Raw genomic sequence first — 25,003 nt, forward strand, 5'->3', positions numbered from 1 at the left:
GCGAAACGCAGGTCGGGCGGCCGGATCGCGATTAGCCCGCTAAACGCAGGTCGGGCGTGCGGGTCGCCCAGGTGCCGTGCGGCTCCAGGGTGACCAGGCGGACATCGTCTTCCCGGCGCTCAAGGCGTACGACGAGGTAGTCGTCCGACAGACGCTCGGCGGCTCCCTCGCCCCATTCGACGACCAGGGCCGACCGCTCCAGTTCGGTGTCGAGGTCCAGGTCGTCCAGCTGCGAGAGATCCCCGCCGAGCCGGTACGCGTCGACGTGCACCAGCGCGACCCCGGCCGCACCCGCCGGATGCACCCGCGCCAGCACGAACGTCGGCGAGCTGACCCGCCCGCCGACCCCGAGACCGTCCGCGATCCCGCGGGTCAGCGTCGTCTTGCCCGCCCCGAGCGGCCCGGCGAGCAGCACCAGATCGCCCGCACGCAGCGAACGCCCGAGCTCGCGCCCGAAATCCATCGTCGACTCGGGAGTCGGGAAAGCGAAATTCATCAGCGTTGCCACCACCAGGTCCGCCGTTCGGAAGTCTCACCATCGGTGCCCGTGCATCGTTGCACCAAGTCGATCAGGTGGCTGTTCACCAGTTCGGGTTGTTCCAGCTGCACCATGTGTCCCGCGCCGCGCACGCGCACCAGCTCCGCGTCGGGCAGCTCCGCCGCGATCCGCTCGGCGTGCGCGATCGGCGTGAACCGGTCGGAATCCCCGCCGACGACCAGCACGTGCGCGTGCTTCAGCCCGGCGAGCGCGGCGTACCGGTTGTGACTGCCGAGCGTGTCGACGAAGTTCACGAGCCCGCGCACCGGCGTCACTTCGAGCATTTCCAGCATGAAGTCGACGAGCCGCGGAGACACGTCCCGGCTGCCGAAAGCCAGCCTGCGCACGGCTTGCCGGGTCAGCTGCCCTCCCGCCGCGCGCACGAACTCGACGAGCCCCGGCTGCCAGCCGGCCAGCCCGCCGACGCCTCGCGTGAGCGGGTTGTACTTCGAAAGCAGCGACCGCGGCAGCCCCCGCGCGCCGACCTCGCCCGCGGCGGTCGCGATGAACGCGACGCCGCAGACCCGGTCGTCGAACAGTTCGGGATGCTCCGCGGCGAGCTCCATGATCACCATGCCGCCCATCGAGTGCCCCATGAGCACGATGGGCCCCTCCGGCACCACCGAGCGCAGGACCATGTCGAGGTCGCGCGCCAGCTGCTCGATGGTGCTGGTCTCGGCGGTCGCGGCGCCGGATTGCCCGTGCCCGCGATGGTCGTAGTAGACCTGACGCACCCGCGGCAGCTTCAGCGAAGCGAGGTCTCGCCGCTGAAAGTGCCAGCAGCGCTTCGACAACGCGAAACCGTGCACGCCGACGACGGTCAGCTCCGGTTCTCCCCCATCGGCCGGATCGATCTCCTCGACCGCGAGCGGCGTGCCGTCCTCCGCCGCCACTGTCGATGTCCGGTCCGGTTCCAAGTCCCCCAACGGCTCGTCCACGAACGGATCCTCACTCTGCCGCCGCTGCTGTGCGGCGACGGCGATCGCGGCGGCGGTGCCGGTGGCCACCGCACCGACGCCGCCGACGATGGCCAGCAGTCTTCGTGAAGGTGTCACGAGCCTGCCTCCAGATACGTCCGGTGGACCCGCGGGCGGTACATCGAAGTCACGATCTCGTAGTCGATCGTCCCCAGCTTGTCGGCCCATTCCCGCGCCGTGGGCCCGTCCTTGCCGAACAGGATCACCTCACTGCCGATGGACGGCTCGTCGTCTCCGCAGTCGACGATCAGCTGGTCCATGCAGACGCGGCCGACCACCGGCCGCCGCTTCCCGGCAAGCCACACGTCCATGCGGCCGGACAGCGACCGCGGTACGCCGTCCGCGTAGCCGACCGGGACCAGGGCGAGGGTCGTGTCGTGCTCGGCCGTCCAGCTGTGGCCGTACGAAACCGATTCGCCGGACGGGATTCGCTTCGTGAGCACGACGGACGATTTGAAGGTCATCGCCGGGCGCAAGTCGTCTTCGGTGGGCACCGGGTTCAGCCCGTAGATCGCGATCCCGGGGCGAACGAGGTCGAAGTGCAGGTCGGGCCTGGTCAGCACGGCGGCGGAGTTCGCGATATGCCGCATCGGGTTCAGGCCGGCCGCGCGGGCGATGTCGTAGGCCTCGTCGAACCGCTTCGCCTGCGCGTCGATGGAGGGGTGGCCCGGCTCGTCGGCGCAGGCGAGGTGCGACCAGATGGCGACGACCTCGATGAGCGGTTTCGCGGCCGCCGCGGCCTTGACCAGGGCCGGCCATTCCGCAGGTGGGCAGCCGTTTCGACTGAGCCCGGTGTCGATCTTGAGGTGAACCCTGCAGATCGCGTTTAGCCCGCTAAAGTCGCGTGCCCGGCGCGCGCCGTCGACCACGCGGGCCAGCTCGTCCAGGGAGCTCACGGCGACGTCGATGTCTTCGGCGACAGCGGGTGCGAAGTCGGCTTCGGGGGTGTCGAGCCAGCTGAAGAGCCGGACGCCGATCCCGGCCCGGCGCAGCGCGAGCGCCTCACCGAGGGAGCAGGTGCCCAGCCAGGTGGCGCCGCCCTCGACGGCGGCCCGGGCGACCTCGAGGGCTCCGTGCCCGTAGCCGTCGGCCTTGACCACGGCCATCGTCTGGGCCGAAGGGGCGCGGGAAGCGAGCAGGGCGACGTTGTGCCGGATGGCGGACAGGTCGATGACGACCTCGGCACGCGGGAAACTGGCGGTCATAACGACCACCAGTTTCCCACGAACCGGCTCAGGACAGGCGCGCCCCGTCGGTGGCGGAGAACACGTGCAGCTCGTCGGGGCGGATCCGCAGGTGCAGGGTGTCGCCCATGGCCGGCGGTGTGCGCGGGTCCACACGGGTGACGACGTTCGACTTCGCGCCCTCGGCGTCGGTCTCGGCCAGCTTGCCGTAGACGTACGCGTCCGAGCCGAGCTCCTCGACGAGGTCGACCTTGATCGGCAGGGTGCCGTCTTCGCTGGTGGTCACCTCGAGCGACTCGGGGCGGAAGCCGAGAGTGACCGTGTCGCCGTCGGCCTTGGCGAGGATCTCGCGGGTCAGCGGCACCCGGGCGCCACCCAGCTCAGCGCCGTCTTCAGTGAGCTTCGCGGTGACGAGGTTCATCGCGGGCGAGCCGATGAAACCGGCGACGAAAGCGTTTGCGGGCTTGTCGTACAGGGCGCGCGGGGTGTCGCACTGCTGCAGGAGACCGTCCGAGAGGACGGCGACCCGGTCGCCCATCGTCATGGCCTCGACCTGGTCGTGCGTGACGTAGACGGTGGTGACGCCGAGGCGGCGCTGCAGCGCGGCGATCTGCGTACGGGTGGAGACACGCAGCTTCGCGTCGAGGTTCGACAGCGGCTCGTCCATGAGGAAGACCTGCGGCTCGCGCACGATGGCGCGGCCCATCGCGACACGCTGGCGCTGACCACCGGAGAGCGCCTTCGGCTTGCGGTCGAGGTACTGCTCGATGTCGAGCAGCTTGGCCGCGTCGAGCACCTTCTGCTTGATCTCCGAAGCCGGACGACCCGCGATCTTCAGCGCGAAGCCCATGTTCTGGCCCACGGTCATGTGCGGGTACAGGGCGTAGTTCTGGAACACCATCGCGATGTCGCGGGCGCGCGGCGGCAGCTGCGTGACGTCGCGGTCACCGATCCACACGGCGCCTTCGTCGATGTCCTCGAGGCCGGCGAGCATCCGCAGGCTGGTGGACTTGCCACAGCCGGAAGGCCCGACCAGCACGAGGAACTCGCCGTCGGCGATCTCGAGGTCGAGTGCGTCCACGGCGGGCCGCTCGGAGCCCGCGTAGCGCCGGGTCGCCTTGTCGTAGGTGATCGTGGCCATCGGTTCAGTCCTCTTTCGGTTTCGCGGAATTGCCGTGCCCGAGTTCGCGGGCTTCGAGATGCCGCTGCTGGATCCGGCGCCCTTCGGCGCGGTCCGCTTCGGTCGGCTCGAGTGGGGTGTAGCCGTGCTGTTCTTGCCAGCGGGGAGGTTCCGTGCTGGAAGCGAGGGCCCAAGCCGCCTGCCTCGCGGCACCGACCGCGACGTACTCGGCGACTTCGGGGATGACGACGGGCACGCCGAACACGATCGGCGCGACCGCGCGGACGGCGGCCGACTGCGCGCCACCTCCGATCAGGAGGACGCGACGGACTTCGAGCCCCTGTTCGCGCAGGGCGTCGAGCCCGGCGGCCAGACCGCACAGCATGCCTTCGACGGCCGCGCGGGCGAGGTTTTCGGGCGTCATGTTCGCGCGGGTCAGGCCGAAGAGCGTGCCGTTGGCGTCCGGGAGGTTCGGCGTCCGCTCACCGTCGAGGTACGGCAGGAAGGTGAGGCCGCCGGAACCGGGCGTGGCGGCGAGCGCCAGCTTGTCGAACTCGGCGAGCTCGACGCCGAGCATCGCGGACGTGGCCGTGAGCACGCGGGCCGCGTTGAGGGTGCAGGCCAGCGGGAGGAACCGGCCGGTGGCGTCGGCGAATCCCGCGACGATGCCGGAGGGGTCGGCGCTCGCCGTCTCGGAGACGCCGAACACGGTGCCGCTGGTGCCGAGCGAGACCACGACGTCGCCGGGGAGGAGTTCGAGACCGAGGGCGGCGGCCATGTTGTCGCCGGTTCCGGCCGAGACCAGGATCCCGTCCGCGGTGTGGCCCGCGGCTTCGGCGGGGCCGATGACCTTGGGCAGTTCGGGTGTGCGGCCGCCGAAGGCGTGCGCGAGGAGGTCTTGGCGGTATTCGCCGGTGGCGGGCGAGAAGTATCCGGTGCCGGAGGCGTCGCCGCGGTCGGTGACCGGCTCGGCGCCGTCGCCCAGCAGCCGCCAGGTCAGCCAGTCGTGCGGGAGCAGGACGCGGGCGACGCGATCGGCCAGTTCGGGCTCGTTCTCCGCCATCCAGCGCAGCTTCGTGACGGTGAAGCTGGCGACCGGCAGCGAACCGACGGACTTCGCCCAGTTCTCGGCGCCGAGTTCGGCGCCGAGGTCTTCGGCCGCCTTCGCGGACCGGGTGTCGTTCCACAGCAACGCGGGCCGGACGACCTCGCCGGCTTCGTCGAGGGCGACCATGCCGTGCTGCTGCCCGCCGATGCCGATGGCGCCGACGCCGTCGAGGAGGCCGTCCGTGGCCTCGCGGAACGCGTCCCACCACGCGGAGGGCGCGACCTCGGTGCCGTCGGGATGCGAGGCGCGGCCGGTGCGGACGATCTCGCCGGTGCTCGCGTCGCAGACGACGACCTTCGTCGACTGGGTCGACGAGTCGATTCCGGCGACCAGGTCAGAACTCATATTCCGGCCCCTCCGGTGCGCATTCGACCTGCTCGATGGCGGTCCCCGCGGTCAGCGCCGCCTCGATCTCCTCGGTCGGCGTCTCTTCGTCGGTGATCAGGAGGTCGTAGTCGCCGATGTCGCCGTACGCGTAGGTGGCGGTGCGGCCGAACTTGGAGTTGTCGACGACCAGGACGTTGCGATCGGCGGTGCGCAGCGCGGCCTTCTTGAGCTCGGCGTAGTCCTGGACCGGATGGAACAGGCGGCCGACCGCGACCGCGGCGACCGAGACGAACGCGATGTCGGCGTGCGTGCGGTCGAGGAACGCGACGACGTCCGGGCCGGCGCACGAGTCGAACTCGTGGTGGTAGCGCCCGCCAGCCAGGACGACCTCGACGCTCTTGGCGGACCCGAGGATGCGGGCGGCTTCGAGCGAGTTGGTGATGACGGTGAGGTCCTCGACCTGGCCGAGGCGGCGGACGAGCGGGAAGAGCGTCGTCGAGTCGTCGACGAAGACCGTCTGGCCGGAGTGGACGTGTGCCGCGGCGGCCTCGCCGAGCGCGTCCTTGGTGGCCTGGTTGAAGGTGTCGCGGAAGCGGGCGGCCGACTCCATGGTCGTCGCGGGGTAGGCCTCGACCTTGCCGCGGAGTTTGCGGAGGAGGCGGCGGTCGGCGAGGTCGTCGAGGTCGCGATGCATCGTCATCAGGCTGACGCCGAAGCGGGTGGTGAGGTCGTCGATGCGGACCTCGCCGGTGGCGATGACGTGGTCGAGGATCTCCTGGCGTCGCTGCTCGACGGCGGCGTCCGAGGGCCTGGTCTTAGACATGGGCGACACCGTTCACGACCCGGACCTTCGCGGTCTCGGCGGGGTGGGTGTCGGCGCTCACACCTGCTTCTTACCAGATTATTCGCATGGAGTTAACACGTAACTCGATAACTCCCGCATTTTTTCCCACTCGCGCCGCCTGCCCCGCCGACCCGCGTTTTGCGGGCTAACCGCGCTCTGATGGCGCCTGCCCGCAGAATGTGGGTATCTGAGGGCGCCCGACCGCAGAGCGCGGTTAGGGGGCAAAACGCAGGTCGGGGCCCTGGTCAGGAGGTCAGGGAACGAACGGACCGGAGGGCATCGGGGATCGCGCCGAGGATGCCGGAGGCCGAGGTGGGGGCGCCGTCGGCCGCGAGGGACCCGGCGAGCGAGTGGACGTGCGCGGCCGCCCCGGCAGCCAGCCACGGATCGAGCCCGGCGGCGAGCAGCGCGCCCACCAGACCGGACAGCACGTCGCCCGAACCCGCCGTCGCGAGCCACGACCCCCGCGGCGTGTTCACCAGCGCGCGCCCGTCCGGTGCCGCGACCACCGTGCAGTGCCCCTTCAGGAGCACGACCGCGTCGTATTTCCGCGCGGCCGCCCGCGCCGCCGCGACCCGGTCCGCCCCCGGCGGCGAACCCATCAGCCGCTCGAACTCCCCCGCGTGCGGAGTCAGCACGAGCGGCGTGTCCGGATCGCGCGCGTCGAGCACGTCGGGCGAACGCGCGATGATCGTCGTCGCGTCGGCGTCCGCGCACACCGGCACGCCGCGGCCGAGCACGAACCGCAGCACGTCCCGGCCCTCGTTCCCAGTGCCGATGCCCGGCCCGACGACCCACGCCTGCACCCGGCCCGCGTCGGTCACCGACCCCGTCGCGATGACCTCGGGCCACTGCCCGCGCACGACGTCCGCCGCGTGACCGGCGTACCGCACCAATCCGGACGTCGCCCGGACCGCCGCGCCGGCCGCGAGCACGGCCGCCCCCGGATACGTCGCCGACCCGGCGGCCACCCCGACCACGCCCTGGCTGTACTTGTCGTCGGCCGGACCAGGCACCGGCCACGCGGCGGCGACATCCGCCGTGTCGAGCCGTTGCAGATCGGGCTCAGTGAGACGCAGTCCGATATCCACCAAGAAGACCTCGCCGCAGGACGCGGGAGCCAGGGCGTGCACCGGCTTGAGCGCGCCGAAGGTGACCGTCCGGTCGGCCACGACCGCCGGACCGTCGACGGCGCCGGTGTCCGGATCAACCCCGCTCGGCAGGTCCACGGCCAGCACCGGCGCGCTCACGTGCTCCAGCAGCGCTGCGGCGTCCGGCCGCAATGGCCCGCGCGCCGAGATCCCGACGATCCCGTCGACGACGAGGTCGGCCCGCCGAATCCACTGTGGACCGTCCTCAAGGGACACGACCTTGCCGCCGGATCGCTTCAACGCGGCCAAACCCGGGCCGTGCGCGCGTTCGGGCTTCAGCAGGATCGCGGAGACGGCCACGTTGCGGCGACGCAGGAACGCGCCGGCCCACAGGGCGTCACCACCGTTGTTCCCCGACCCGACGAGCAGCGTCACGCGCCGCCCGGACACCGAACCAGTGTGCTCAGCCAGCATCTCGGCGGCGTGCACCGCGAGCCCGAAAGCCGCGCGACGCATGAGCTCGCCGTCGGGAGTGACGGCGAGCAACCGGTCTTCCGCCGCGCGAATCCGTTCCGTGGTCCAGATTCCCTGCACGACGCCTCCGGTCTCTATTCGACGGTGACCGACTTCGCCAGGTTACGCGGCTTGTCGACGTCGTACCCGCGCGTGCGGGCGATCTCGGCGGCCAGCACCTGCAGCGGCACCGTGGAGACCAGCGGCTGCAGCAGGGTCGGGACGGCCGGGATCTCGATCAGTTCGTCGGCGAACGGGCGGACGGTCTCGTCGCCCTCTTCCGCGATCACGATCGTGCGGGCGCCGCGTGCCTGGATCTCGCTGATGTTCGACACCAGCTTCGAGTGAAGCACCGCGCGTCCCTTGGGCGACGGCATCACCACGACGACGGGCAAGCCTTCTTCGATCAGCGCGATCGGGCCGTGCTTGAGCTCGCCGGCCGCGAAGCCCTCGGCGTGCATGTACGCCAGTTCCTTGAGCTTCAGCGCGCCTTCGAGGGCGACCGGGAACCCGACGTGACGGCCGAGGAACAGTACGGCCTTCGAGTCGGCGATCCGGCGGCCGAGGTCGCGGACCTGGTCCACAGTGGACAAGACCTTCTGCACCGCGGCCGGCATCGCCTCGAGTTCGGCGAACTCGCGGGCGACCTCGTCCGGGTACTTGGTGCCGCGGGCCTGCGCGAGGGCCAGGCCGACCAGGTAGTTGGCCGCGATCTGCGCGAGGAACGCCTTGGTCGAGGCGACACCGATCTCCGGACCGGCGTGCGTGTAGAGGACGGCGTCGGACTCACGCGGGATCTGCGCGCCGTTGGTGTTGCAGACGGCCAGGACGCGGGCCTTCTGCTCGCGCGCGTGACGGACGGCTTCGAGGGTGTCCGCGGTCTCGCCCGACTGGGAGACGGCGACGACCAGCGTCGCGCGGTCCAGCACCGGGTCGCGGTAGCGGAACTCGCTGGCCAGCTCGACCTCGACCGGGAGGCGGCACCAGTGCTCGATCGCGTACTTGGCGACGAGGCCCGAGTGGTACGCGGAACCACAGGCGACGACGAAGACCTTGTCGACGTCGCGCAGGTCCTGGTCGGAGATGCGCTGCTCGTCCAGGATGATCCGGCCGCCGTCGAAGTGGCCGCGCAGCGTGTTCGCCAGCGCCTCCGGCTGCTCCTCGATCTCCTTGAGCATGAAGTACTCGTGGCCGCCCTTTTCCGCGGCCGAGAGGTCCCAGTCGACGGTGAACGGCTTGGCCTGGGCGGCGTCGCCGTGGAAGTCGGTGACCTCGTAGCCGTCGCGGGTGATCACGACGAGCTGATCCTGGCCGAGCTCGACCGCCTCGCGGGTGTGCTCGATGAACGCGGCGACGTCGGAAGCGACGAAGTGCTCCCCCTCGCCGACGCCGACGACCAGCGGCGACGAACGACGGGCTGCGACGACGGTGTCCGGCTGGTCGGCGATGGTCACGACCAGCGTGAACGCGCCCTCGAGACGACGGCAGACGGCGGCGACGCTGGCCGCGAAGTCGCCCTTCGTGTCGCCCTCGGTGTAGGCGCGGGAGATGAGGTGCGCGGCGGTCTCGGAGTCGGTGTCGCTCGCCATCTCGACGCCTTCGGCCTCGAGCTCGGCGCGCAGGGCGGCGAAGTTCTCGATGATGCCGTTGTGCACGACGGCGACGCGCTGGGAGGCGTCGCGGTGCGGGTGCGAGTTGCGGTCGACCGGGGCGCCGTGGGTGGCCCAGCGGGTGTGGCCCATCCCGGCGGTGCCGGTGAAGGCGTCCCTGCCGACAGTGTCGAGCTGGGTCTCCAGGTTGGCCAGGCGGCCCGCTTTGCGCTCGACGTTCAGCGCGCCGGCGCCGTCGAGGACCGCGACGCCTGCCGAGTCATAGCCGCGGTACTCCATCCTGCGCAGGCCGCCGATGACGACGTCCAGGGCCGGGCGGTGTCCGACGTATCCCACGATTCCACACACGGCCACCAGCCTAACGACGGGAATCCGGCCTCCTCGCCCGGGCGCCCACGCGTCGCGTTTAGCGGGCTAAACGCGACGCGCAGGGCGGCGCGCGGGCCGGACGGGGGTGCGGGCAGTAAGGTCACGACCATGGCCAGCAAGCCCAAGCAGCTGCTCGCGGAGCTGTCCCACCCAGGTCCGCACGACGTTCTGCGCGGCAACCTCGCCCTGGTCGGACTGCCCGGTGTCGTGTTCACGCCCCGTTCCGGGCTCGGTCTGCCCGCGATCGCCTTCGGGCACGGCTGGCTGCAGCCGACCGGGAGCTACCGGCATCTGCTCCGGCACCTCGCGAGCTGGGGCATCGTCGCGGCGGCTCCGGCCACTCAGCGCGGGCCGCTGCCTTCGCACCGGCTGCTGGCCGGCGACCTGCTCACCACGCTCGAGCTGATCACGACGGTCCGCCTCGGACCGGACGGCATCAGCGTCGACCCGGCGAAGCTCGGCCTCGCCGGGCACTCGACCGGCGGTGGTTCGGCGGTGCTGGCCGCCGCGCAGGCGGCCGAGAACGACGAGCGGCCCGAGATCCGCGCCGTCGCGACCATCACTCCCGCGCAGACGCTGCCGTCGGCGACGGTGTCGGCCCGGTCGGTGACCGTGCCCGGCCTGCACCTCGCGGCGAGCGAAGACCTGGTCGCGCCGCCGGTCGGCCATGCCGAAGCCATCGCGGACGCGTGGGGCGGGCCGGTGCAGCTGCGCAAGCTCGGGAAGTCGTCGCACCTCGGCGTCACCGAAGGCAGGCACTGGAGTCAGCTGTTGCTGCACGGGAAGCCGCACCGCGGGACCCAGCAGCTGGCGCGGGCGCTGTTCACCGCGTTCTTCCTCACGCATCTGACGGGGACGACGAAGTACCAGCCCCTGCTGGACGCCGACGTCAAACGCGCCCCCATCGAGCTCCAAGACGAGCCCGCCGCCTGACCGCCCCGGATCGCGTTTAGCGGGCTAAACGCGATCCGGGGGTGAAGCAGGTCAGTCGACCATCCACGAGTTGTTCGAGAAGTCGTCGTCGTCGAAGCCCTTGTCGTCACGGGCGTGACGACCACGACGGCGCGCGGGCGTGCCAGGCGCTTCAGGCGCTGCGGCACTCGGAGCGGGCGTCGGCGCCTGAGGCGGGACGTCCACCGTCGCCGGCATCCCGGGCACCCCAGGAGCGACCGGAGGAGGCGGCGGAGGCGCCACCGGCCGCGGCGCGTCAGGCCGCGCCCCGAACTCGGCGAACCTGGCGTCCGGCTTGTCGTCGTCCTCGATGTCGAAGCCGATGGTGTGGCTGCGGTCGGCGGTCGTCTTGCCGGTCAGCCAGCCGCCCGCCTCCTTGCTCCGCTTCCCCAGCTCCTGCATGTGAGCGGCGTACTTGTCGTGGATGGCGGCGTCCTTCTGCATGGTCTCCACCGCCTGGGCCTTGGCGTCGGCGAGATGCCGCTCCCGCAGCCCGCGCTGCTCCAACTGCTCCGTGATGGCGGCGTCCTGCCTGGACATGGCGGCCGCCAGCCGGTCGACAGCGCTCATCGGTCCTCCCTCGTTCCCCGGTCAGGCGATCATCGCTCGTAGCTGATCGAACGGTCGCCACCCTCGTCGTCGAGCGATCCGCTGATCCGGCCGCCCGCACCACTGGTCTCGAAAATGCCACCCTCGACGCGGTACTGGCTCGACCCGCGCTGCGTGTCACCCCCGCCACCGCCTGCCGCGCCGCCCATGGCGCCCATGCCACCCATCATGCCGCCCATTCCGGCGGGCGAGCTTCCGGCACCGGCACCGCCGGCACCCGCGGGCGCCGGATCCATCCCGCCGGGAGCCATCCCGAGACCGCCTTCGGCCCCGGCCGGCTGCGCGCCGCCTCCGGACTGCATACCCGCTTCCAGCGACCCGGCTTCGTTCAGCGAGCCCGCCGAAGCACCCTCCATGGGGCTCCCGAGCGCGCCTTCGAAGCTGCCGCCGCCTCCGCCGCCACTGGCGGTCGGCACGGTGCCATCGCCACCGGCACCCGAAGCGCCACCACCACCGGCGGCCTCGGCTCCTGCGGACGCCCCGGCGGTCCCTTCGGCGCCGACACCGACCTCGACTCCGCCAGGAGCACTGAAGCCGCTGCCACCGCCACCGCCACCGCCGGGAGCCATCCCGGCCTCGGCCGGAGCGGGCATCGTGCGGATGTCGTCGGTCTTGCCGGGCTGCGGGTTGCCGGGATTCCGGTCGTCGAGACCGTTCTTGAGGTCGTCGCCGGGCTTGAGTTCCTTCTTCTCACCCTTTTCGTCGAGGGTGTAGGTGGTCGGCTCGCCCTTGCCGTCGTCGACGGTCACCACGGTCGGGCCGTTCGGACCGTCCGGCTGCTCGGCGGTGATCTTGAGGTTGCCGTCCTGGATGTGGATCTTGCCGTCCGGGCCGGGCCGGTAGACGCCGTCGGGGCCGGGCTCGCCTTCCTTGACCGTGCCCTTCGGCCCGAACTCGCCGTCCTTACCGTCCTTACCCTCTTCGCCGGGCTTGCCGTCCTCGCCCTTCGGGTCGTCGAAGTCGAGCTTGTAGTCCTTCTCGTTGCCCTTGCCGTCGTCGACCTTGATGTCCATTTTGCCGTCTTTATCCGGCTCGGTCATCTCGATCTTGTTGTCGCCCTTTTGGACGGTCATGGTGTCCTGACCGTCGATGCCGTCCTTGATCGCCTCACCCGTCGCGGGGTCGATCGGGTACGGCTTGCCGGTCTCGGGGTCGATTTCCAGCGGCTTGCCGGTGACCGGGTTCGTGCCCTCGGCGGGCTTGTCCTCGGGCTTCGGCGTCTCGGGGACCTCCGCGGCCGGTGGCGTGCCGGCACCGCCACCACTGCCGCTTCCACCGCCGCTCCCGCTGCCACTTCCACCGCCGCTACCGCTGCCACCGCCGCTGCCGCCGCCGGTGTCGTTGCCCTTGCCCTTGCCGTCATCGGGGGGCGTCTTCTCGGACCCGGGCGCGGGGAACGGGTTCGTGTAGTCCTCCATGAACCGCGAAAGTTCGTGGTACTGCGTGTTGATCGTCTCGGTCGCGTTCTTGCAGAGCTTCTTGAAGTTCTCGTACCGCTCACCGAATTCGGTGGCGAAAGAACCCTTCAGCCACTGCTTCGCGGCCCCGATCGCGTAATCCTTGTTCTCGTCGTTCAGCTTGCAGTCGTCGTGACGCAGCCGTTCGGCGAGGTTGTTGCCCGGACACGCGGAGTCGAGCCAGTACGCGACGTCCATGAGCTTTTCTTTGGAATCGACCTTGCCGTTCGCGATGTCGACGACCTGCTTCGCGATGTACAGGGGTGCAGTCGCGACCTTGTCGACCCGGAGCTTCAGCGTCTCGTCGACCTTCAGCTTGAGCGCGCTGTAGATCTTGTCGATGGTCGAAGGCACCAGTTTGATGGCGCCTTCCATTTGCGCGATGAGTTCTTTCGCGTCGGGCTGGATCCGCTGCTCGTACTTGACCTTCGCGGCCGTCGCGCCCTCGCCCTTCCAATCGTGGAAGAGCGTGGTCAGCGCCGAACTCGCGTCCTTCTGGGTCTGCTCGACGATCTTCTTGGCGTCGGAGAGGTCATCGACCTCGTCGAACATCTTCTGGAAATTGATCTCGCGGTTCTCGTGGAACCGGTCCCAGATGTCGGTCTTGTAGCTGATTTCGCCCGACTTCTCCGGCATCTTGTTCCAGACCTGCTCGGCCCAGTCGGAGAAGAAGTCCAGTGCCGGCTTTCCGAGGTCGAGCACCTGGTCGGATTTGGTGGTCGCGCCCCCGGCGGCCGGCCGGGACATGGAGTCGAGGTCCTTGTCGGCCTGTTTCGTCTCGGCCGCCTGCTTCTTGTCCCCGGCCGCGTTCGAGTCACGTTCGGCGACGGCCTTCTTGTAGGCCGCTTCCCGGTCACCCCACGGCATCATCAAGGCGTCTTTGGTGCCCTGAGTGACGTAGGGGTCCTTCAGCATTTCGTCGATCTGTGCCTGCGTCGGTTGACTCATTACTGGGCTCCCGCCTTGTTGGCAGCCGCGGCGTTCGCCTGGTCGGAAGAGGTGTATCGGGTCGACGCGGTGCTGACGCCGCCGGCGAGCTGGGTGAGCTGGCCCGCGTAGCCCTTCATCGCGTCGGAAATGGCGAGAATCCCGGTGGCATAACCCTTTTGATAGTCCTTGTGGACCCGGCCGAAGTTCTCGGGCGCGACCTGGGTCGGCCCCACCTTCCCCGCCTCGGACGTCGTTTTCTCAGCCGCGCGCTCCAACGACGTCGACGCCGTGAGCATCGCCTCTGAATCGGCTTTGTAGCCCCCGTCCGGCATGACCGGTGCCCCCTTCGTCCCGCTGTATCCGCCTCGTTGTCCTACCTACGACGCACGCCGACGGCATCAGGTGCCGTCGCATATGCACACAGAATGTACCCACCGGTCATCGAGACCGCAGGGACATTCACACCTTTGCTAACTCAAACGATTTCGGCGCAAGAAGCCTGGTAGACCGCGTTTTCGCGGTTTCGCGCCCGCCTCGACGGCCTCGGCGAGCACGGTCGCCGCGCCCCGGATGTCGACCAGGCGGTCCAGCTCGTCGAGGTCGAGGTCGACACCGAACTCCACCTCGACGGTCGCCAGGAGCCGGACGCGGCGCCGGGAGTCGACCCCCATCTCGGCGAAGGGCGTGTTCTCGTCGATGGTCTCCGGATCGACGTCGAAGGTCTCGCAGACGAGGGCCTTGATCTCGTCGACGTACTCGCTCCCGTCAGCTGCCATGGGTGGATTCTGTCCCATCCGCCGTCCAGTACCGCGTTCTGGCCGCGGAACGCGCGACCTTGCCGCTGGAGGTCCGCGGGAGGCCGCCGGGTTTCACCAGGAAGAAGGCGCGGAGACGCACGTCGTGTCGCTCGGCGACGGCACGAGTAGCGGCTCGCTCGATCTCGGATTCGTCGAAGTCGGGGGCCTTCCGGGCGCGCTCGGCGACCACGACGACGCCCTCGCCTTCGTCGCCGTCGACCGAGAAAGCGGCGACCCGCTCGGGCCCGAGAAGGGGATGCGAGGCGGCGACCGTCTCCTCGATGTCGTGCGGGCTGTGGTTGCGGCCGTCGATGATGATCAGGTCCTTGATGCGGCCCGTCACCGACAGCCTGCCGTCACGGATCGTGCCCAGGTCGCCGGTGCGGAGCCAGCCGCCCTCGCCGTCGAGTCCGGCGTCGAACACCTCGGCGGTCAAGTCCGGACGCCGCCAGTACCCGGCCGCCACGTTGGGCCCCTTCACCCAGATCTCGCCCACTTCGCCTTTAGCGGGCAAAACGCGATCCGGGGTGGGGACGACGCGGATCCGCTGTCCCCTGGGCCAGCCGATCTCGACGACCTCCCGGCCGTCCACTTCGGTCACCACGGGGCCGTCGGAATCGCCGCTGGCGACGTAGACCGTGGCCTCGGCAAGACCGTAGGACGGCCGGAACGCGCCACGCGGGAAGCCGTGGGGTTCGTAAGCGGCGAGGAACTCCCGGACGGTCGCCGCCCGGACCGGTTCGCTGCCGCTGAGCGCGATCGACACCGTCGAAAGGTCGTACTCGGCGCGCTTCGCCTCGGGCACGGCCTCGGTCACCAGGTCGTACGCGAAGTTCGGGGCCGCCGTGAGCGTGTTCGGATAGGACGACATCAGCAGCAGCCAGCGCTCCGGCCGCCGGATGAACTCCAGCGGCGTGATGAACACCGTCCGGCCGCCGGAGTGCATCGTCCCCGCGAGCAGTTGCGCCAGCCCCATGTCGTGGAAGAACGGGATCCAGCCGACGCACGTGGTGCGCTCGTCGACGTCGTAGGCGTCGCAGATCTGCCAGCAGGCGGCCGACAACGCCCGATGCGTGACGATCACGCCCGCCGGTGATCGCGTCGTGCCGGAGGTGTACTGCAGGTAGGCGGGGTCTTCGGGGGAAACCGGCGAGGGCAGCGACCGGTCCGCCGGATCCGCCGGCAGGGTGTCGACGGCGATGATCTCGCGGGGCGCCGGAACCGGCTCGGTCGCGGCGAACTCCGTCAGCCGCTCGACCAAGGCTTCCGAGGTGAGCCAGATGTCGGCGTCGCAGTCGTTGAGCACGCCGACCAGTCGCTCGCGGTGAGCGCGGACGTCCGGCGCGGACAGTGGCACCGCGACGGCCCCGGCGTACAACGCGCCGAAGAACGCGACGACGTAGGAGAGGTCCTGCCGCGCCGTGATCGCGACGCGGTCTCCCGGCTGGATCACCGCACGCAGCTTCGCCGCGACCGCCCGGACGTGGACGAGCAGCTCCGCCCAGGTCAGCGTGTCCTCGACGGGTTCGTGCCGGTTCGAGCAATCGAGGTGCGTGTACGCCGGGCGCTCGACGTCGGCGCGTTCGAGCAGCCGCCGTACTAGCGGGGTCCGCAGAACTTCTTCGGGGACTTCTGAGCGCACTGGCACATCCTCCGGCCGCGGCATGGGCATCATACGAACGTGGACGACTTCTTCGTGCTGGACGATCCGGCGGATCGCGTCAAGGCCCTGCGCGGCCGCGAGCTCAGCTCGAACCCGGGCGGCGCCGCGGCCGAGACCCCGAACCTCCTGCTGATGGACGGCGCGGACCACCGGCGGCTGCGCGCGGTCGTCAAGGAGGTCATCGCCCTGGTGGAGCCGCTTCCGGAGGCCGTGCTCACCGACCTCCGGAGCGCGATTAGCCCGCTAAAGTCGCTCCGGCGGTTCGATCTGGTGGCCGATTTCGCCAGGCCCGCGGCGGCCAGGGTGACGGAGGCGGTGCTCGGCACGGTCGAGCCGCTCGGCGAGAAGCTGCTGACGAACCTTTCGGAGACCGCCGCGAACCTGGACGTCTGGTCGGGCGGGCCCGCCGGTGCCGACACCGCCGCGCTGAGGGTCGCGATGTTCTTCCTGAAGGCGACGGCCGTCGAAGGCGGCGGGTTGGCGCTGCTCCGCGAAGCACACGAAGCGGGCCGGATCACCGAGGACGAGCTGATGATCACGCCGGTGATGCTCGCCCACGCGGCGTACGAGAACTCCATGAACTTCCTCGCCCTCGCCGGCCTCGAACTCCTACGCCGCCCCGACGCTCTCGACGACGTACGCGGCCTGATCCACGAAGTCGCCCCGACCCGCTTCGCCGCTCGACGCGTGACCACGCCGTTCTCCTTGGCGGGCAGGGACTTCACGACCGGGGACAAACTGGCCATCCCGCTGGGCCCCGACGCCGAGCTCGCCTTCGGCCTCGGCAGGCACACCTGTCCCGGCTCGCGGGTCGCGGTCGCCGAGGGCGAAGCCGCGCTTCGCGCCCTCGCCGAGATCCTGACTCCCGACCACGTCGCCGAAGACGTGCGATACAAGACGCACGCCGTCTTCCACGGCGTCGAGCGGGCCATCGTCACGCTGCGGACCTGACCGCTCAGGTCGCCAGCCAATCGGTGTTGGCGAAATCGTCGTCGTCACCCCGCGCGGCCGCCGCCCGCCGGTGCCGCCCGGCCGGACGCTCTTCCGGCACGGGAGCCGGCGCAGGCGGCGGAGGTGTCGGTGCGGGAGGAGCGGGCGGCCGGAACGCGACCGGCTGCTCCTCCGCCGTCCGATACCCGGCCCGACGCTCGTTCTCGGCCTCGTCTTCCTCGAACCCGAAGTCGCCGTCGTCCTCGACCTTCTCGCTCAACGTCGACTCGGTCGCCCAACCACCCGCGGCCTTGGCCTTGCGGTTGCGCTCCTGCAGCCGGACGATGACGCCGCCCTGGATCTTCGACTGCTTGTCGAACTTCTCCTTGGCCTCGGCGAGCGCCTCTTCACGGCGTTTGTCGAGCAGGGCCATCCTGGCGGAGTTCTCACTCTCCAGATTCGCCAATTTGCTCTTCATCGCGGCAAGCGCGTCCTCGGAACCCACGGTCAGTCCTCCCTCGCTGATGCCGGCCGCTAACGGAACCCGATGACACCGTCGTCGTCGAGAGAACCGCTGATCCGGCTGCTCGACGTCGCCGTGTCGAAGAGGCCGCCGTCGACGCGGTAACCACTCGAGGAACGCTGCTGGTCCTCGCCACCGCCGCCGCCCGCGCCGGCACCACCCATCATGCCGCCGCCCATCATGCCCATTCCACCGCTCATGGCGGCGGCCTGGTCGCCGCCCCCGCCCGGCGCCGAGCCGAGCCCCGAGGTCGCGGAGGTGGACGCGCCGCCGCCGGCACCCGCCGGATCGGAGGTCTCGCCGAGTGCACCGTCGTCACCCATGGGATTGCTCAGTGACTGCGGTGATGTCGACTCCGAATCCGCGGCCGGCGTGGGCTGCTCGGTGACGGCTGCCGGGACTTCGTCCGCGCCGGAAGCCGGAACGTCGTGCGTCCGCACGGACTGGGCTTCCCCTTGCGACGCCGGCTCCGGAGCGGCCTGCGCCGTCGCGTGGTCCCTCGCCATCGCCTCCACGGGCTGGCCGGAAACGTGCTCGGCGGCGTGCCTGCCGCCCGGCACCGCGGCGTCCGAACGAGCCTCGGCGGCGCCGCCACCGGCTCCAGCGGCCGTCTTGGCCACGGGATTCTCTTCGCCAAGGGTGTACGTCGTCGGCTTGCCGCTGCCGTCGTCGACCGTCACCCGAGTGGGCCCATCCGGCCCGTCCGGCCGCTCCGCGGTGATCTTGAGCGCGCCGTCCTCGATGTGGATCTTGCCGTCCGGACCGGGTTTGAACGCCTGGTCGTCCACACGCGGAGCGTCCGGTCGTTGTGCGGTGTCACGATGGATCGCGCCGCCCGTCGCGGTGTCCCCGCCGGGTCCGCGGTTCGGGGTGTCGTCCGGCAACGGCCGCGAGTCACCGAAGTCGAGCTTGTAGTCCTTCGGCTGCCCTGAGCCGTCGTCGACCGAGATCCCCATCTTGCCGTCCTTGCCGGGCTCGGCCATGGAGATCTTGTGATCGCCCTGCTCGACGGTGACGGATTCCGGGCCTTCCGGCTTGACCGCCTCTCCGGTGCGCGGATCGATCGGGTACGCCTCGCCGGTCTCCGGGTCGACTTCGAGCGGCTTCTCCGTGACGGGGTTGATGTTCGGGTCCGGAGGGCTCGGCGGTGCCGGCGGGGCGGGAGGGTTCGCGTCGCCGATCGGCGTGGTGTTGCCGCCGCCACCGCTACCGGGCCCTGTGCCGGGACCGCCGGTGTGCCCGCCGCCGTTCTCCTGGCCTCCGCCGGTCTTGAACCCACCGCCCGACGTTCCGGCGGCCGCGTCGAGATTGACGAACGGGTTCTCTTCGAGCTGGCTGAAGAAATCGGTCAGCCCTTGCCAAGCCCCGGCGACCGCGGTGTGCGTGTTGGCGCACATGGTCCGGAAGTCGTTCAGGTACTTCGAGCAGAACGGATTGAAGGTTCCCGACAGGTAGCTTTTGACCTGTCCGATGATGTGCTCGATCGTGTCGTCGTCGAGGTCGCAGTCGTCGTCGTTGATCATGTCGCGCGACTGCTGGTCGAGGAACTTCGAGCAATGCTTGAAGTCGTCCTGGCTGGCGTTGTTGCCGAGCTCCGCGATGCGGATGATCCGGTCCAGATCCTGCGCGGTCACCTCGCCGATCCGGTCGCACGAAGCCTTGATCATCCAGTCGGCCTTGTCGCGACAGAACTTCGCGACCGATCCGGCCGCCGTCATCATCGCGACGGCCGCGTGCTCCGCGCCGTCGGCGACGACCTTCGTCTTGGCCTCGTAGTTCTGCTGATAGGTCCGCGCCTGATCGGCGGCGGCCCCCTCCCAGCCCCCGAGGTTCTTGTTCATCTCTCCGGAAACGTCCCCGGAGGACGTCGCGACCGCTTCCTTCAGCTTCGTGAACTCGTCGGCACCGGCCGCGAATTTGCCGAACGGGATCTTCCGCTGCTGGTCGTACAGCTCACGCAGCTGGTTGACGTCGACCGGAGCGCCGGAATGCACCGCCGCGACCGAACGGTTGTAGAGCGGGACGAAGGTCTCGATGTTCTGGAACGACGCTTTGCCGAAGTCCAGGATCTGGTCCGAGGTCTCTGCGGCGGGATTGGTGGCGGTCGCCTTGGAGGCCATCTGATCGAGGCCCGCCCTGGCGTCGGCGTTGGCCTTCCGGTTCGCCTGGCGTCCTTCTTCGGCGAACTTGTCGACATAACCCTTGGCGTTGCCGTACGCGACCTGGACGCTTTCTTCCAGGCTGTTGATCACCGGGATGTCGGACAGCATCCCGCCCCAGAAGTTGTTCCCGTTGAGATCGCCTTCGCTGATCTTCATCTGCGCCTTTACGGCGTCACGGAATCCGTTCTTGTCCTCATCGCTGGCGAAGCCGACCTCGTCGGGGTCTTCGTCTTCGATGTAGTCGATGTACTGGAGGGCGAGATCCCGACGGACGTCCCAGGGGATGCGCTCGTCATTGATGATCTGCTCGACCTCGGCGCGGGTCGGGAGGTCGTCTTCTTCCTGGGCGGTCACCGGCCACTCGCTTTCACGGCCTGGTTCGCGTCGGCCTCGTTGGCCTCGTACTTGCCACCCGACGCGTTCAGTTTCTGCGCGAACAGGTCAGCGGCCTTGAGGTAGCTGTCGGCCATGTTCGCCAGCCGCGTGACGGCGGGCCGGTACGGGCCGTAGCTCTCCTGGTGTCCCTGCCCGAAGTCCATCGCGATCAGCTGGATGTCCTTGACCGCGGCCAACGGCTGTTCCAAAGCGTGCTTCGGAATGTCGCTCAGTGCCTTGGCCGCCTGCGTCAACGCCTGCGGATCGACCTTGTGGCCGCCGGCCATGTCTCCCCCTCACCCTGGGCAACGATCTGCGTCGGAGATCAGACGTGGCCCAAGCCCTCCCGGTGCCGTTCCTTGCACACGGAATGTACCGGGCCGGTAACCGCAGCGCAGCGACTTGGGGAGAACGTGAGAGGGCTTACGAGGCGGAGGAGACGACTCCCGCGAGCCTGTCCGCGGCCGCTTGCGCGGTGTCGTGCGCGGGGGCCTCGACCATGACACGGACCAGCTGCTCGGTGCCCGAGGGGCGCAGCAGGACACGGCCTTCTTCGCCGAGTTCGGCTTCGACGGCGCCGACGGCGTCGCGGACCGCGGCCGAGACGGCGACCGCCGCCTTGTCCGCCACCGGGACGTTCACCAGCACCTGCGGCAGGCGGTTCATGACGGCGGCGAGGTCGGCGAGCGACTTGCCGGTGGACGCCATGCGGCTCATCACGCGCAGGGCGGTGAGGAGCCCGTCGCCGGTGGTCGCGTAGGCGGGGAGGACGACGTGGCCCGACTGCTCGCCGCCGAGCGCGAACCCGCTCGCGCGGAGCTCTTCGAGGACGTAGCGGTCGCCGACGGCGGTGGTGACGAGGTCGATGCCGTGCGCGCGCATCGCCAGGTGCAGGCCGAGGTTGCTCATCACGGTCGCGACCAGGGTGTTCTTGGTCAGCTCGCCGGTCTCGGCGAGGGCGAGCGCGAGGACGGCCATGATCTGGTCGCCGTCGATCAGTTCACCCGCGGCGTCGACCGCGACACAGCGGTCGGCGTCACCGTCGTGCGCGATCCCGAGGTCGGCGCCGTGCTCGACGACGGCCGCGCGCAACGCGTCCGGGTGATTCGACCCACAGTGTTCGTTGATGTTGACGCCGTCCGGGTCGGCGTGGATCGCGATGACCTCGGCGCCTGCCTTGCGATAGACGTCGGGGGCGGCGAAGGAGGACGCGCCGTTGGCGCAGTCGACGACGACGCGCAGGCCTTCGAGCGAGTGCGGGGTGGCCGACAGCAGGTGCTCGACGTAACGGTCACCCGCGTCGGGGACGTCCTTCACCCGGCCGACGCCGATGCCGGTCGGGCGGGTGACGGGAGCGGCGAGACCGGCTTCGATCTCGTCTTCGATCCCGTCGGGAAGTTTGTGGCCGCCCGCCGCGAAGAGCTTGATGCCGTTGTCGGGCATGGGGTTGTGGGAGGCGGAGATCATCACGCCGAGGTCGGCTTCGAGCGCGCCGACCAGATACGCGACGGCGGGCGTCGGGAGGACGCCGAGGCGGAGCACGTCGGCACCGGCGGACGTGAGGCCCGCCACGACGGCGGCTTCGAGCATCTCGCCGCTGGCGCGCGGGTCACGGCCGACGACCGCGACCGGGCGGTGCGAGCGGTCGTGGGCGGCGAGGACGCGGGCGGCGCTGGCGGCGAGCGAGAGCGCCAGCTCCGGGGTCAGCTCCTCGTTGGCGAGGCCACGTACGCCGTCGGTACCGAATAGACGAGCCATCTGTCGACCTCCTTGAAAAACCACCACGACAACCTAGCCAGTGCCCCTGCCCACCCTCCCGCACCCCCGGTTCGCCTTTAGCGGGCTAAACGCGACGCGCGCGACTTTAGCGGGCTAAACGCGACACGGGTGGGGCACATGTGGCGGGTGTGACAGGTGGGACTGGGGGCGAGCGGGGAACCGAAGGACCCCGGAAACACGGAAGCGCCCATCCGAAAGACGGATGGGCGCTTCCGCGGGTTGCGCCAGGGGCGCGATCAGCGCTTGCTGTACTGCGGAGCCTTACGGGCCTTCTTGAGGCCGTACTTCTTCCGCTCCGTGGCGCGGGCGTCACGGGTCAGGAAGCCGGCCTTCTTCAGCGCCGGGCGGTCGTCGGCGTCGACCTCGACGAGCGCACGGGCGATCGCGAGACGGAGCGCGCCGGCCTGGCCCGAGATCCCGCCACCGTGCAGGTTGGCGAAGATGTCGAACGAGTCGGGCTTGTCGACCGTCACCAGCGGCTCACGGATGAGCTGCTGGTGCACCTTGTTCGGGAAGTACTCTTCGAGCGTGCGGCCGTTGAGCTTGAACTCACCGGTACCGGGAACGACGCGGACCCGGACGACGGCTTCCTTGCGGCGGCCGACGGTCTGGGCGTTGCCACCGGCGGCACGCGACGGGCGCGGGGCGGCGGGGGTTTCGCTGGTCGCGACGGCGTCGGCCGGGGTCCCCGCGGTCTCGACAGCCTCGACGGCCTCGGTCTCGGTGCTGGTCACAGACTGTTCCTCACTCACTTCGCGACCTGCGCGATCTTGGTGATCTCGCGCGCCTGCGGCTGCTGCGCGGCGTGCGGGTGCTCGGCGCCGGCGTAGACCTTGAGCTTCTTCGCCTGGGCGCGGCCGAGCTTGTTCTTCGGGAGCATGCCCTTGACGACCTTCTCGAGCAGGTGCTCGGGCTTGGTGTCGAGCAGCTCGCCGAAGGAGCGCTTCCGCAGACCACCGGGGTAACCGCTGTGCCGGTACGCGAACTTCTGCTCGCGCTTGTTACCGGTGAGCGCGACCTTCTCGGCGTTGACGATGATGACGAAGTCACCGGTGTCCACGTGCGGGGCGTAGGTCGGCTTGTGCTTGCCGCGCAGCAGCGTGGCGACCTCGGTCGCGAGCCGGCCGAGCACGACATCCTCGGCGTCGATCACGTGCCAGGCACGAGTGACGTCGCCGGGCTTGGGGCTGTACGTGGGCAAGGGTCTACCTCGTCGTCAACATTGCGTGTGGGTTCTGTGCGGGCCTAGCGCTTACGCGCCGCAGCGCACAACGACATATGAAGATACCCCCACGCCCGACCCTACTGCGAAGCGGGGGTCGGTCCGGGGTCCCATACTAGGACCGGCGCCCGGCGGGCGCCCCGCAACTGTACCTCGCCGGTGTGGCGGAACCGCCCACGGCATCATCCTTCGCGGGAGAGGATGAGACGATCCGGACGCGCACCGCGCGCGGGGGACTCGATCAGGGGAACGGCGATGAACAAACGTCCAACGACCATCTTGTGCGTGCTGAGCGCCGTGCTGGCGCTGACCACCGCCTGCGGCCAGGGGCGCGCGGGCACGGCCGTGCCGAAGGGCGACGACGCGGCGACCTACGTCGGCACGAAGTTCGAAACCGCGATGAACAAGCTGCAGGACACCATCGGCCAGCAGCGCGACGTCACCAGCGAGTCGGGCGCCTACTTCCGGTTCGACGAGAAGTACATCCGCAGCACGATCTCCTCGGCCCGCACCGGCTCGCCGGAAAGCCGGGTCAGCCGTCAGCGCTCGCAGAAGAACCCGGACGACAGCATCGACTGGTACACCCCCGGCGACGGAGCCGTCGAGTACGTGTACCTCGGCCCCGTCTACAAGAGCCTCGCCCCGACGCCGTGGGTTTCGATGCTGAAGTCCGAAGCCGGGCTGACCATCCCCTGCGCGTGGGTCGGGATCATCCACGCCTGCAAGATGGCCGACGCGATCGCCGTGTCCTACAACGCGGACAAGAAGATCGTGAAGGGCGCCAAAAGCCTTCCGGAGAACCGGATCGAGCTGACCGCCGACGTCCCGTTCGGCAAGTTCATCGAACGCCGGGTGGAGGTCCTGCCGACGTCGATCAGCAGCGCGGTCACGGCCGAGATGAAGAAGGCCCCGGTGCACACCACCGTCTCCCTCAACTCGGACGGGACGCTGAGCCAGATCGTGATGGAGGCCAAGATCGAGGGCGGCGGGCACAAGATCGAGCTGCGCTACGACTTCCGCTTCACCGGCAAGGCGAGCACGCAGGATCTGCCGAAGCTGCCGGACGCCTCGCAGATCACCGTGCTGCCGGACAAGGCCGCCAAGGACGACTTCAACCGCCGCTTCAACGAGCTGAAAGGCGTCTGAGGCATGACCGAACAGCAGCCGCAACAGCCGCAGCAGTGGTGGCAGCCCCCGGCGAACCCCGGGAACCAGCAGCAGGGCTGGCAACAGGAAGGCCAGGCCACCGGACCGCATGCCGGGCAGTGGCAGCAGAACGACGCGGGCGCCGCGAACACCGGCTCCTACACCGGGCAATGGCAGCAGCAGCCCGGCGTCACCGGCTCTTTTTCCGGGCCCTGGCAGCAAAGCGCACCCCCGGCGCAGGGCACGGGGTGGCAGCAACCGCAGCAACCGCAGCAGCAGCCGATGCCGCAGCAGCAGGATTGGCAGGCACAGCAACAAAGTCCGGGCACTCCCCCGCAGGGTCAGTACGGCGGAGGGTTCCAGCCCGCGCAGCAGGCACAGCCGTCTCAGTACGGCGGGCTCGGCGCCTTCGGGACGGAGCCCGCGAAGAAGCCCAAGGCTGCCAAGAAGACCTTGCTGATCGGCGGGATCGCGGCCGCCGTCGTGATCGCGGGCGGCGTCGGGGCCTGGCTGCTCGGCGCCTTCGCCGGTGACACGCTCGATCAGAAATCGGTCCAGGACGGTGTCGTCCGCGTGCTCAACGAAAACTACGGGGAGCCGGACGTGAAGAACGTGAGCTGTCCTTCCGGCCAACCGGTGGAGAACGGCGCCACGTTCGACTGCTCGATCGACCTTTCGGGACAGCAGAAGAAAGTCACCGTCCGGGTGCTGAACACCACCCCGGAATTCGAGGTCGGCGCGCCGCACTGAGCGGTACGGACACGGAAAGCCGCGACGG

Annotated in this window: 23 protein-coding genes; 4 read left to right on the forward strand and 19 right to left on the reverse strand. The window is 69.7% G+C overall.

What is annotated here, in order from left to right; all coding sequences use genetic code 11:
• Positions 1 to 31: 31 nt before the first annotated feature.
• From tsaE to glmS, 8 genes are all read right to left on the reverse strand, one after another.
• Positions 32 to 496, reverse strand: a complete 465-nt coding sequence (tsaE, locus tag ACSMFO_RS19485) for a tRNA (adenosine(37)-N6)-threonylcarbamoyltransferase complex ATPase subunit type 1 TsaE (RefSeq protein WP_350591992.1) — start codon at positions 494 to 496, stop codon at positions 32 to 34.
• Entirely contained in the window at positions 496 to 1,593 is a 1,098-nt protein-coding gene (locus ACSMFO_RS19490) for an alpha/beta fold hydrolase (protein ID WP_350575969.1), read from the reverse strand. The genes tsaE and ACSMFO_RS19490 overlap by 1 nt, the downstream gene beginning before the upstream one ends.
• Positions 1,590 to 2,720 carry an alanine racemase gene (gene alr, locus ACSMFO_RS19495; RefSeq protein ID WP_436459999.1) on the reverse strand — a complete coding sequence of 377 codons (1,131 nt, stop codon included), beginning with the start codon at positions 2,718 to 2,720 and terminating at the stop codon, positions 1,590 to 1,592. The genes ACSMFO_RS19490 and alr overlap by 4 nt, the downstream gene beginning before the upstream one ends.
• Before the next feature lie 28 nt (positions 2,721 to 2,748).
• On the reverse strand, positions 2,749 to 3,840 hold the full coding sequence (locus ACSMFO_RS19500) for an ABC transporter ATP-binding protein (protein WP_038519743.1): 1,092 nt from the start codon (positions 3,838 to 3,840) through the stop codon (positions 2,749 to 2,751).
• A 4-nt stretch (positions 3,841 to 3,844) separates the two neighbouring features.
• Positions 3,845 to 5,272 (reverse strand): xylulokinase, encoded by a 1,428-nt coding sequence (gene xylB / locus ACSMFO_RS19505; RefSeq protein ID WP_436460000.1) that lies wholly within the window; start codon positions 5,270 to 5,272, stop codon positions 3,845 to 3,847.
• Positions 5,262 to 6,077 carry a DeoR/GlpR family DNA-binding transcription regulator gene (locus ACSMFO_RS19510; RefSeq protein WP_360123363.1) on the reverse strand — a complete coding sequence of 272 codons (816 nt, stop codon included), beginning with the start codon at positions 6,075 to 6,077 and terminating at the stop codon, positions 5,262 to 5,264. Before ACSMFO_RS19510 ends, xylB begins: the two co-directional genes overlap by 11 nt.
• A gap of 266 nt (positions 6,078 to 6,343) precedes the next feature.
• A complete protein-coding gene (locus ACSMFO_RS19515) occupies positions 6,344 to 7,783 on the reverse strand; it encodes an NAD(P)H-hydrate dehydratase (protein ID WP_436460001.1) in 1,440 nt (479 codons plus the stop codon).
• Between the two features lie 14 nt (positions 7,784 to 7,797).
• Positions 7,798 to 9,660: a glutamine--fructose-6-phosphate transaminase (isomerizing) gene (gene glmS / locus ACSMFO_RS19520; protein ID WP_073847616.1), complete on the reverse strand. Its 1,863-nt coding sequence runs from the start codon at positions 9,658 to 9,660 to the stop codon at positions 7,798 to 7,800.
• Between the two features lie 129 nt (positions 9,661 to 9,789).
• Here glmS and ACSMFO_RS19525 point away from each other — a divergent pair, with 129 nt between their 5' ends.
• A complete protein-coding gene (locus ACSMFO_RS19525) occupies positions 9,790 to 10,614 on the forward strand; it encodes a dienelactone hydrolase family protein (protein ID WP_436460002.1) in 825 nt (274 codons plus the stop codon).
• A 51-nt stretch (positions 10,615 to 10,665) separates the two neighbouring features.
• On the opposite strand, the gene ACSMFO_RS19530 is transcribed toward ACSMFO_RS19525, so the two are convergent.
• The 5 genes from ACSMFO_RS19530 to ACSMFO_RS19550 all read right to left on the reverse strand — a co-directional run bounded on the left by ACSMFO_RS19530 (position 10,666) and on the right by ACSMFO_RS19550 (position 16,091).
• On the reverse strand, positions 10,666 to 11,202 hold the full coding sequence (locus ACSMFO_RS19530; protein WP_436460003.1) for a hypothetical protein: 537 nt from the start codon (positions 11,200 to 11,202) through the stop codon (positions 10,666 to 10,668).
• A gap of 29 nt (positions 11,203 to 11,231) precedes the next feature.
• The gene (locus ACSMFO_RS19535; protein WP_436460004.1) at positions 11,232 to 13,646 is read right to left on the reverse strand and encodes a hypothetical protein; all 2,415 of its coding nucleotides are present in this window, start codon (positions 13,644 to 13,646) and stop codon (positions 11,232 to 11,234) included.
• Positions 13,646 to 13,960 carry a hypothetical protein gene (locus tag ACSMFO_RS19540; RefSeq protein ID WP_005166844.1) on the reverse strand — a complete coding sequence of 105 codons (315 nt, stop codon included), beginning with the start codon at positions 13,958 to 13,960 and terminating at the stop codon, positions 13,646 to 13,648. The genes ACSMFO_RS19535 and ACSMFO_RS19540 overlap by 1 nt, the downstream gene beginning before the upstream one ends.
• 138 nt (positions 13,961 to 14,098) lie before the next feature.
• Positions 14,099 to 14,404, reverse strand: a complete 306-nt coding sequence (locus tag ACSMFO_RS19545; RefSeq protein ID WP_037332633.1) for an acyl carrier protein — start codon at positions 14,402 to 14,404, stop codon at positions 14,099 to 14,101.
• A complete protein-coding gene (locus ACSMFO_RS19550; RefSeq protein WP_436460005.1) occupies positions 14,394 to 16,091 on the reverse strand; it encodes a fatty acyl-AMP ligase in 1,698 nt (565 codons plus the stop codon). The genes ACSMFO_RS19545 and ACSMFO_RS19550 overlap by 11 nt, the downstream gene beginning before the upstream one ends.
• A gap of 15 nt (positions 16,092 to 16,106) precedes the next feature.
• On the opposite strand from ACSMFO_RS19550, the gene ACSMFO_RS19555 reads away from it, so the two are divergent.
• Entirely contained in the window at positions 16,107 to 17,039 is a 933-nt protein-coding gene (locus ACSMFO_RS19555) for a cytochrome P450 (RefSeq protein ID WP_436460006.1), read from the forward strand.
• A 4-nt stretch (positions 17,040 to 17,043) separates the two neighbouring features.
• Here the strand turns inward: ACSMFO_RS19555 and ACSMFO_RS19560 are convergent, their stop codons facing one another.
• The 6 genes from ACSMFO_RS19560 to rplM all read right to left on the reverse strand — a co-directional run bounded on the left by ACSMFO_RS19560 (position 17,044) and on the right by rplM (position 23,058).
• On the reverse strand, positions 17,044 to 17,523 hold the full coding sequence (locus ACSMFO_RS19560; RefSeq protein ID WP_360123342.1) for a hypothetical protein: 480 nt from the start codon (positions 17,521 to 17,523) through the stop codon (positions 17,044 to 17,046).
• A 29-nt stretch (positions 17,524 to 17,552) separates the two neighbouring features.
• Positions 17,553 to 20,057, reverse strand: a complete 2,505-nt coding sequence (locus ACSMFO_RS19565) for a WXG100 family type VII secretion target (protein WP_436460007.1) — start codon at positions 20,055 to 20,057, stop codon at positions 17,553 to 17,555.
• Entirely contained in the window at positions 20,054 to 20,365 is a 312-nt protein-coding gene (locus ACSMFO_RS19570; RefSeq protein WP_037332644.1) for a hypothetical protein, read from the reverse strand. The genes ACSMFO_RS19565 and ACSMFO_RS19570 overlap by 4 nt, the downstream gene beginning before the upstream one ends.
• Positions 20,366 to 20,501: 136 nt before the next feature.
• Positions 20,502 to 21,836, reverse strand: coding sequence for a phosphoglucosamine mutase (glmM, locus tag ACSMFO_RS19575; protein WP_038519774.1), 1,335 nt, complete (start codon positions 21,834 to 21,836; stop codon positions 20,502 to 20,504).
• A 257-nt stretch (positions 21,837 to 22,093) separates the two neighbouring features.
• Positions 22,094 to 22,591, reverse strand: coding sequence for a 30S ribosomal protein S9 (gene rpsI / locus ACSMFO_RS19580; protein WP_038519777.1), 498 nt, complete (start codon positions 22,589 to 22,591; stop codon positions 22,094 to 22,096).
• A gap of 14 nt (positions 22,592 to 22,605) precedes the next feature.
• Entirely contained in the window at positions 22,606 to 23,058 is a 453-nt protein-coding gene (gene rplM / locus ACSMFO_RS19585; RefSeq protein WP_016331117.1) for a 50S ribosomal protein L13, read from the reverse strand.
• 276 nt (positions 23,059 to 23,334) lie between these two features.
• Here rplM and ACSMFO_RS19590 point away from each other — a divergent pair, with 276 nt between their 5' ends.
• A complete protein-coding gene (locus ACSMFO_RS19590; protein ID WP_436460008.1) occupies positions 23,335 to 24,225 on the forward strand; it encodes a hypothetical protein in 891 nt (296 codons plus the stop codon).
• A 3-nt stretch (positions 24,226 to 24,228) separates the two neighbouring features.
• Positions 24,229 to 24,975, forward strand: coding sequence for a DUF4333 domain-containing protein (locus ACSMFO_RS19595; RefSeq protein ID WP_436460009.1), 747 nt, complete (start codon positions 24,229 to 24,231; stop codon positions 24,973 to 24,975).
• The last annotated feature ends 28 nt before the right edge of the window (positions 24,976 to 25,003 follow it).

The sequence above is a fragment of the Amycolatopsis sp. w19 genome (assembly GCF_051373225.1).
Taxonomy (GTDB): domain Bacteria; phylum Actinomycetota; class Actinomycetes; order Mycobacteriales; family Pseudonocardiaceae; genus Amycolatopsis; species Amycolatopsis japonica.

Coding starts and splice junctions, on each gene's coding strand:
- ACSMFO_RS19535 (WP_436460004.1), bottom strand. CDS start 13,646: ATGAGTCAACCGACGCAGGCACAGATCGACGAAATGCTGAAGGACCCC.
- ACSMFO_RS19550 (WP_436460005.1), bottom strand. CDS start 16,091: ATGCCGCGGCCGGAGGATGTGCCAGTGCGCTCAGAAGTCCCCGAAGAA.
- xylB (WP_436460000.1), bottom strand. CDS start 5,272: ATGAGTTCTGACCTGGTCGCCGGAATCGACTCGTCGACCCAGTCGACG.
- ACSMFO_RS19570 (WP_037332644.1), bottom strand. CDS start 20,365: ATGGCCGGCGGCCACAAGGTCGATCCGCAGGCGTTGACGCAGGCGGCC.
- ACSMFO_RS19510 (WP_360123363.1), bottom strand. CDS start 6,077: ATGTCTAAGACCAGGCCCTCGGACGCCGCCGTCGAGCAGCGACGCCAG.
- alr (WP_436459999.1), bottom strand. CDS start 2,720: ATGACCGCCAGTTTCCCGCGTGCCGAGGTCGTCATCGACCTGTCCGCC.
- ACSMFO_RS19545 (WP_037332633.1), bottom strand. CDS start 14,404: ATGGCAGCTGACGGGAGCGAGTACGTCGACGAGATCAAGGCCCTCGTC.
- ACSMFO_RS19590 (WP_436460008.1), top strand. CDS start 23,335: ATGAACAAACGTCCAACGACCATCTTGTGCGTGCTGAGCGCCGTGCTG.
- glmM (WP_038519774.1), bottom strand. CDS start 21,836: ATGGCTCGTCTATTCGGTACCGACGGCGTACGTGGCCTCGCCAACGAG.
- ACSMFO_RS19540 (WP_005166844.1), bottom strand. CDS start 13,960: ATGCCGGACGGGGGCTACAAAGCCGATTCAGAGGCGATGCTCACGGCG.
- ACSMFO_RS19525 (WP_436460002.1), top strand. CDS start 9,790: ATGGCCAGCAAGCCCAAGCAGCTGCTCGCGGAGCTGTCCCACCCAGGT.
- tsaE (WP_350591992.1), bottom strand. CDS start 496: ATGAATTTCGCTTTCCCGACTCCCGAGTCGACGATGGATTTCGGGCGC.
- ACSMFO_RS19530 (WP_436460003.1), bottom strand. CDS start 11,202: ATGAGCGCTGTCGACCGGCTGGCGGCCGCCATGTCCAGGCAGGACGCC.
- ACSMFO_RS19500 (WP_038519743.1), bottom strand. CDS start 3,840: ATGGCCACGATCACCTACGACAAGGCGACCCGGCGCTACGCGGGCTCC.
- ACSMFO_RS19595 (WP_436460009.1), top strand. CDS start 24,229: ATGACCGAACAGCAGCCGCAACAGCCGCAGCAGTGGTGGCAGCCCCCG.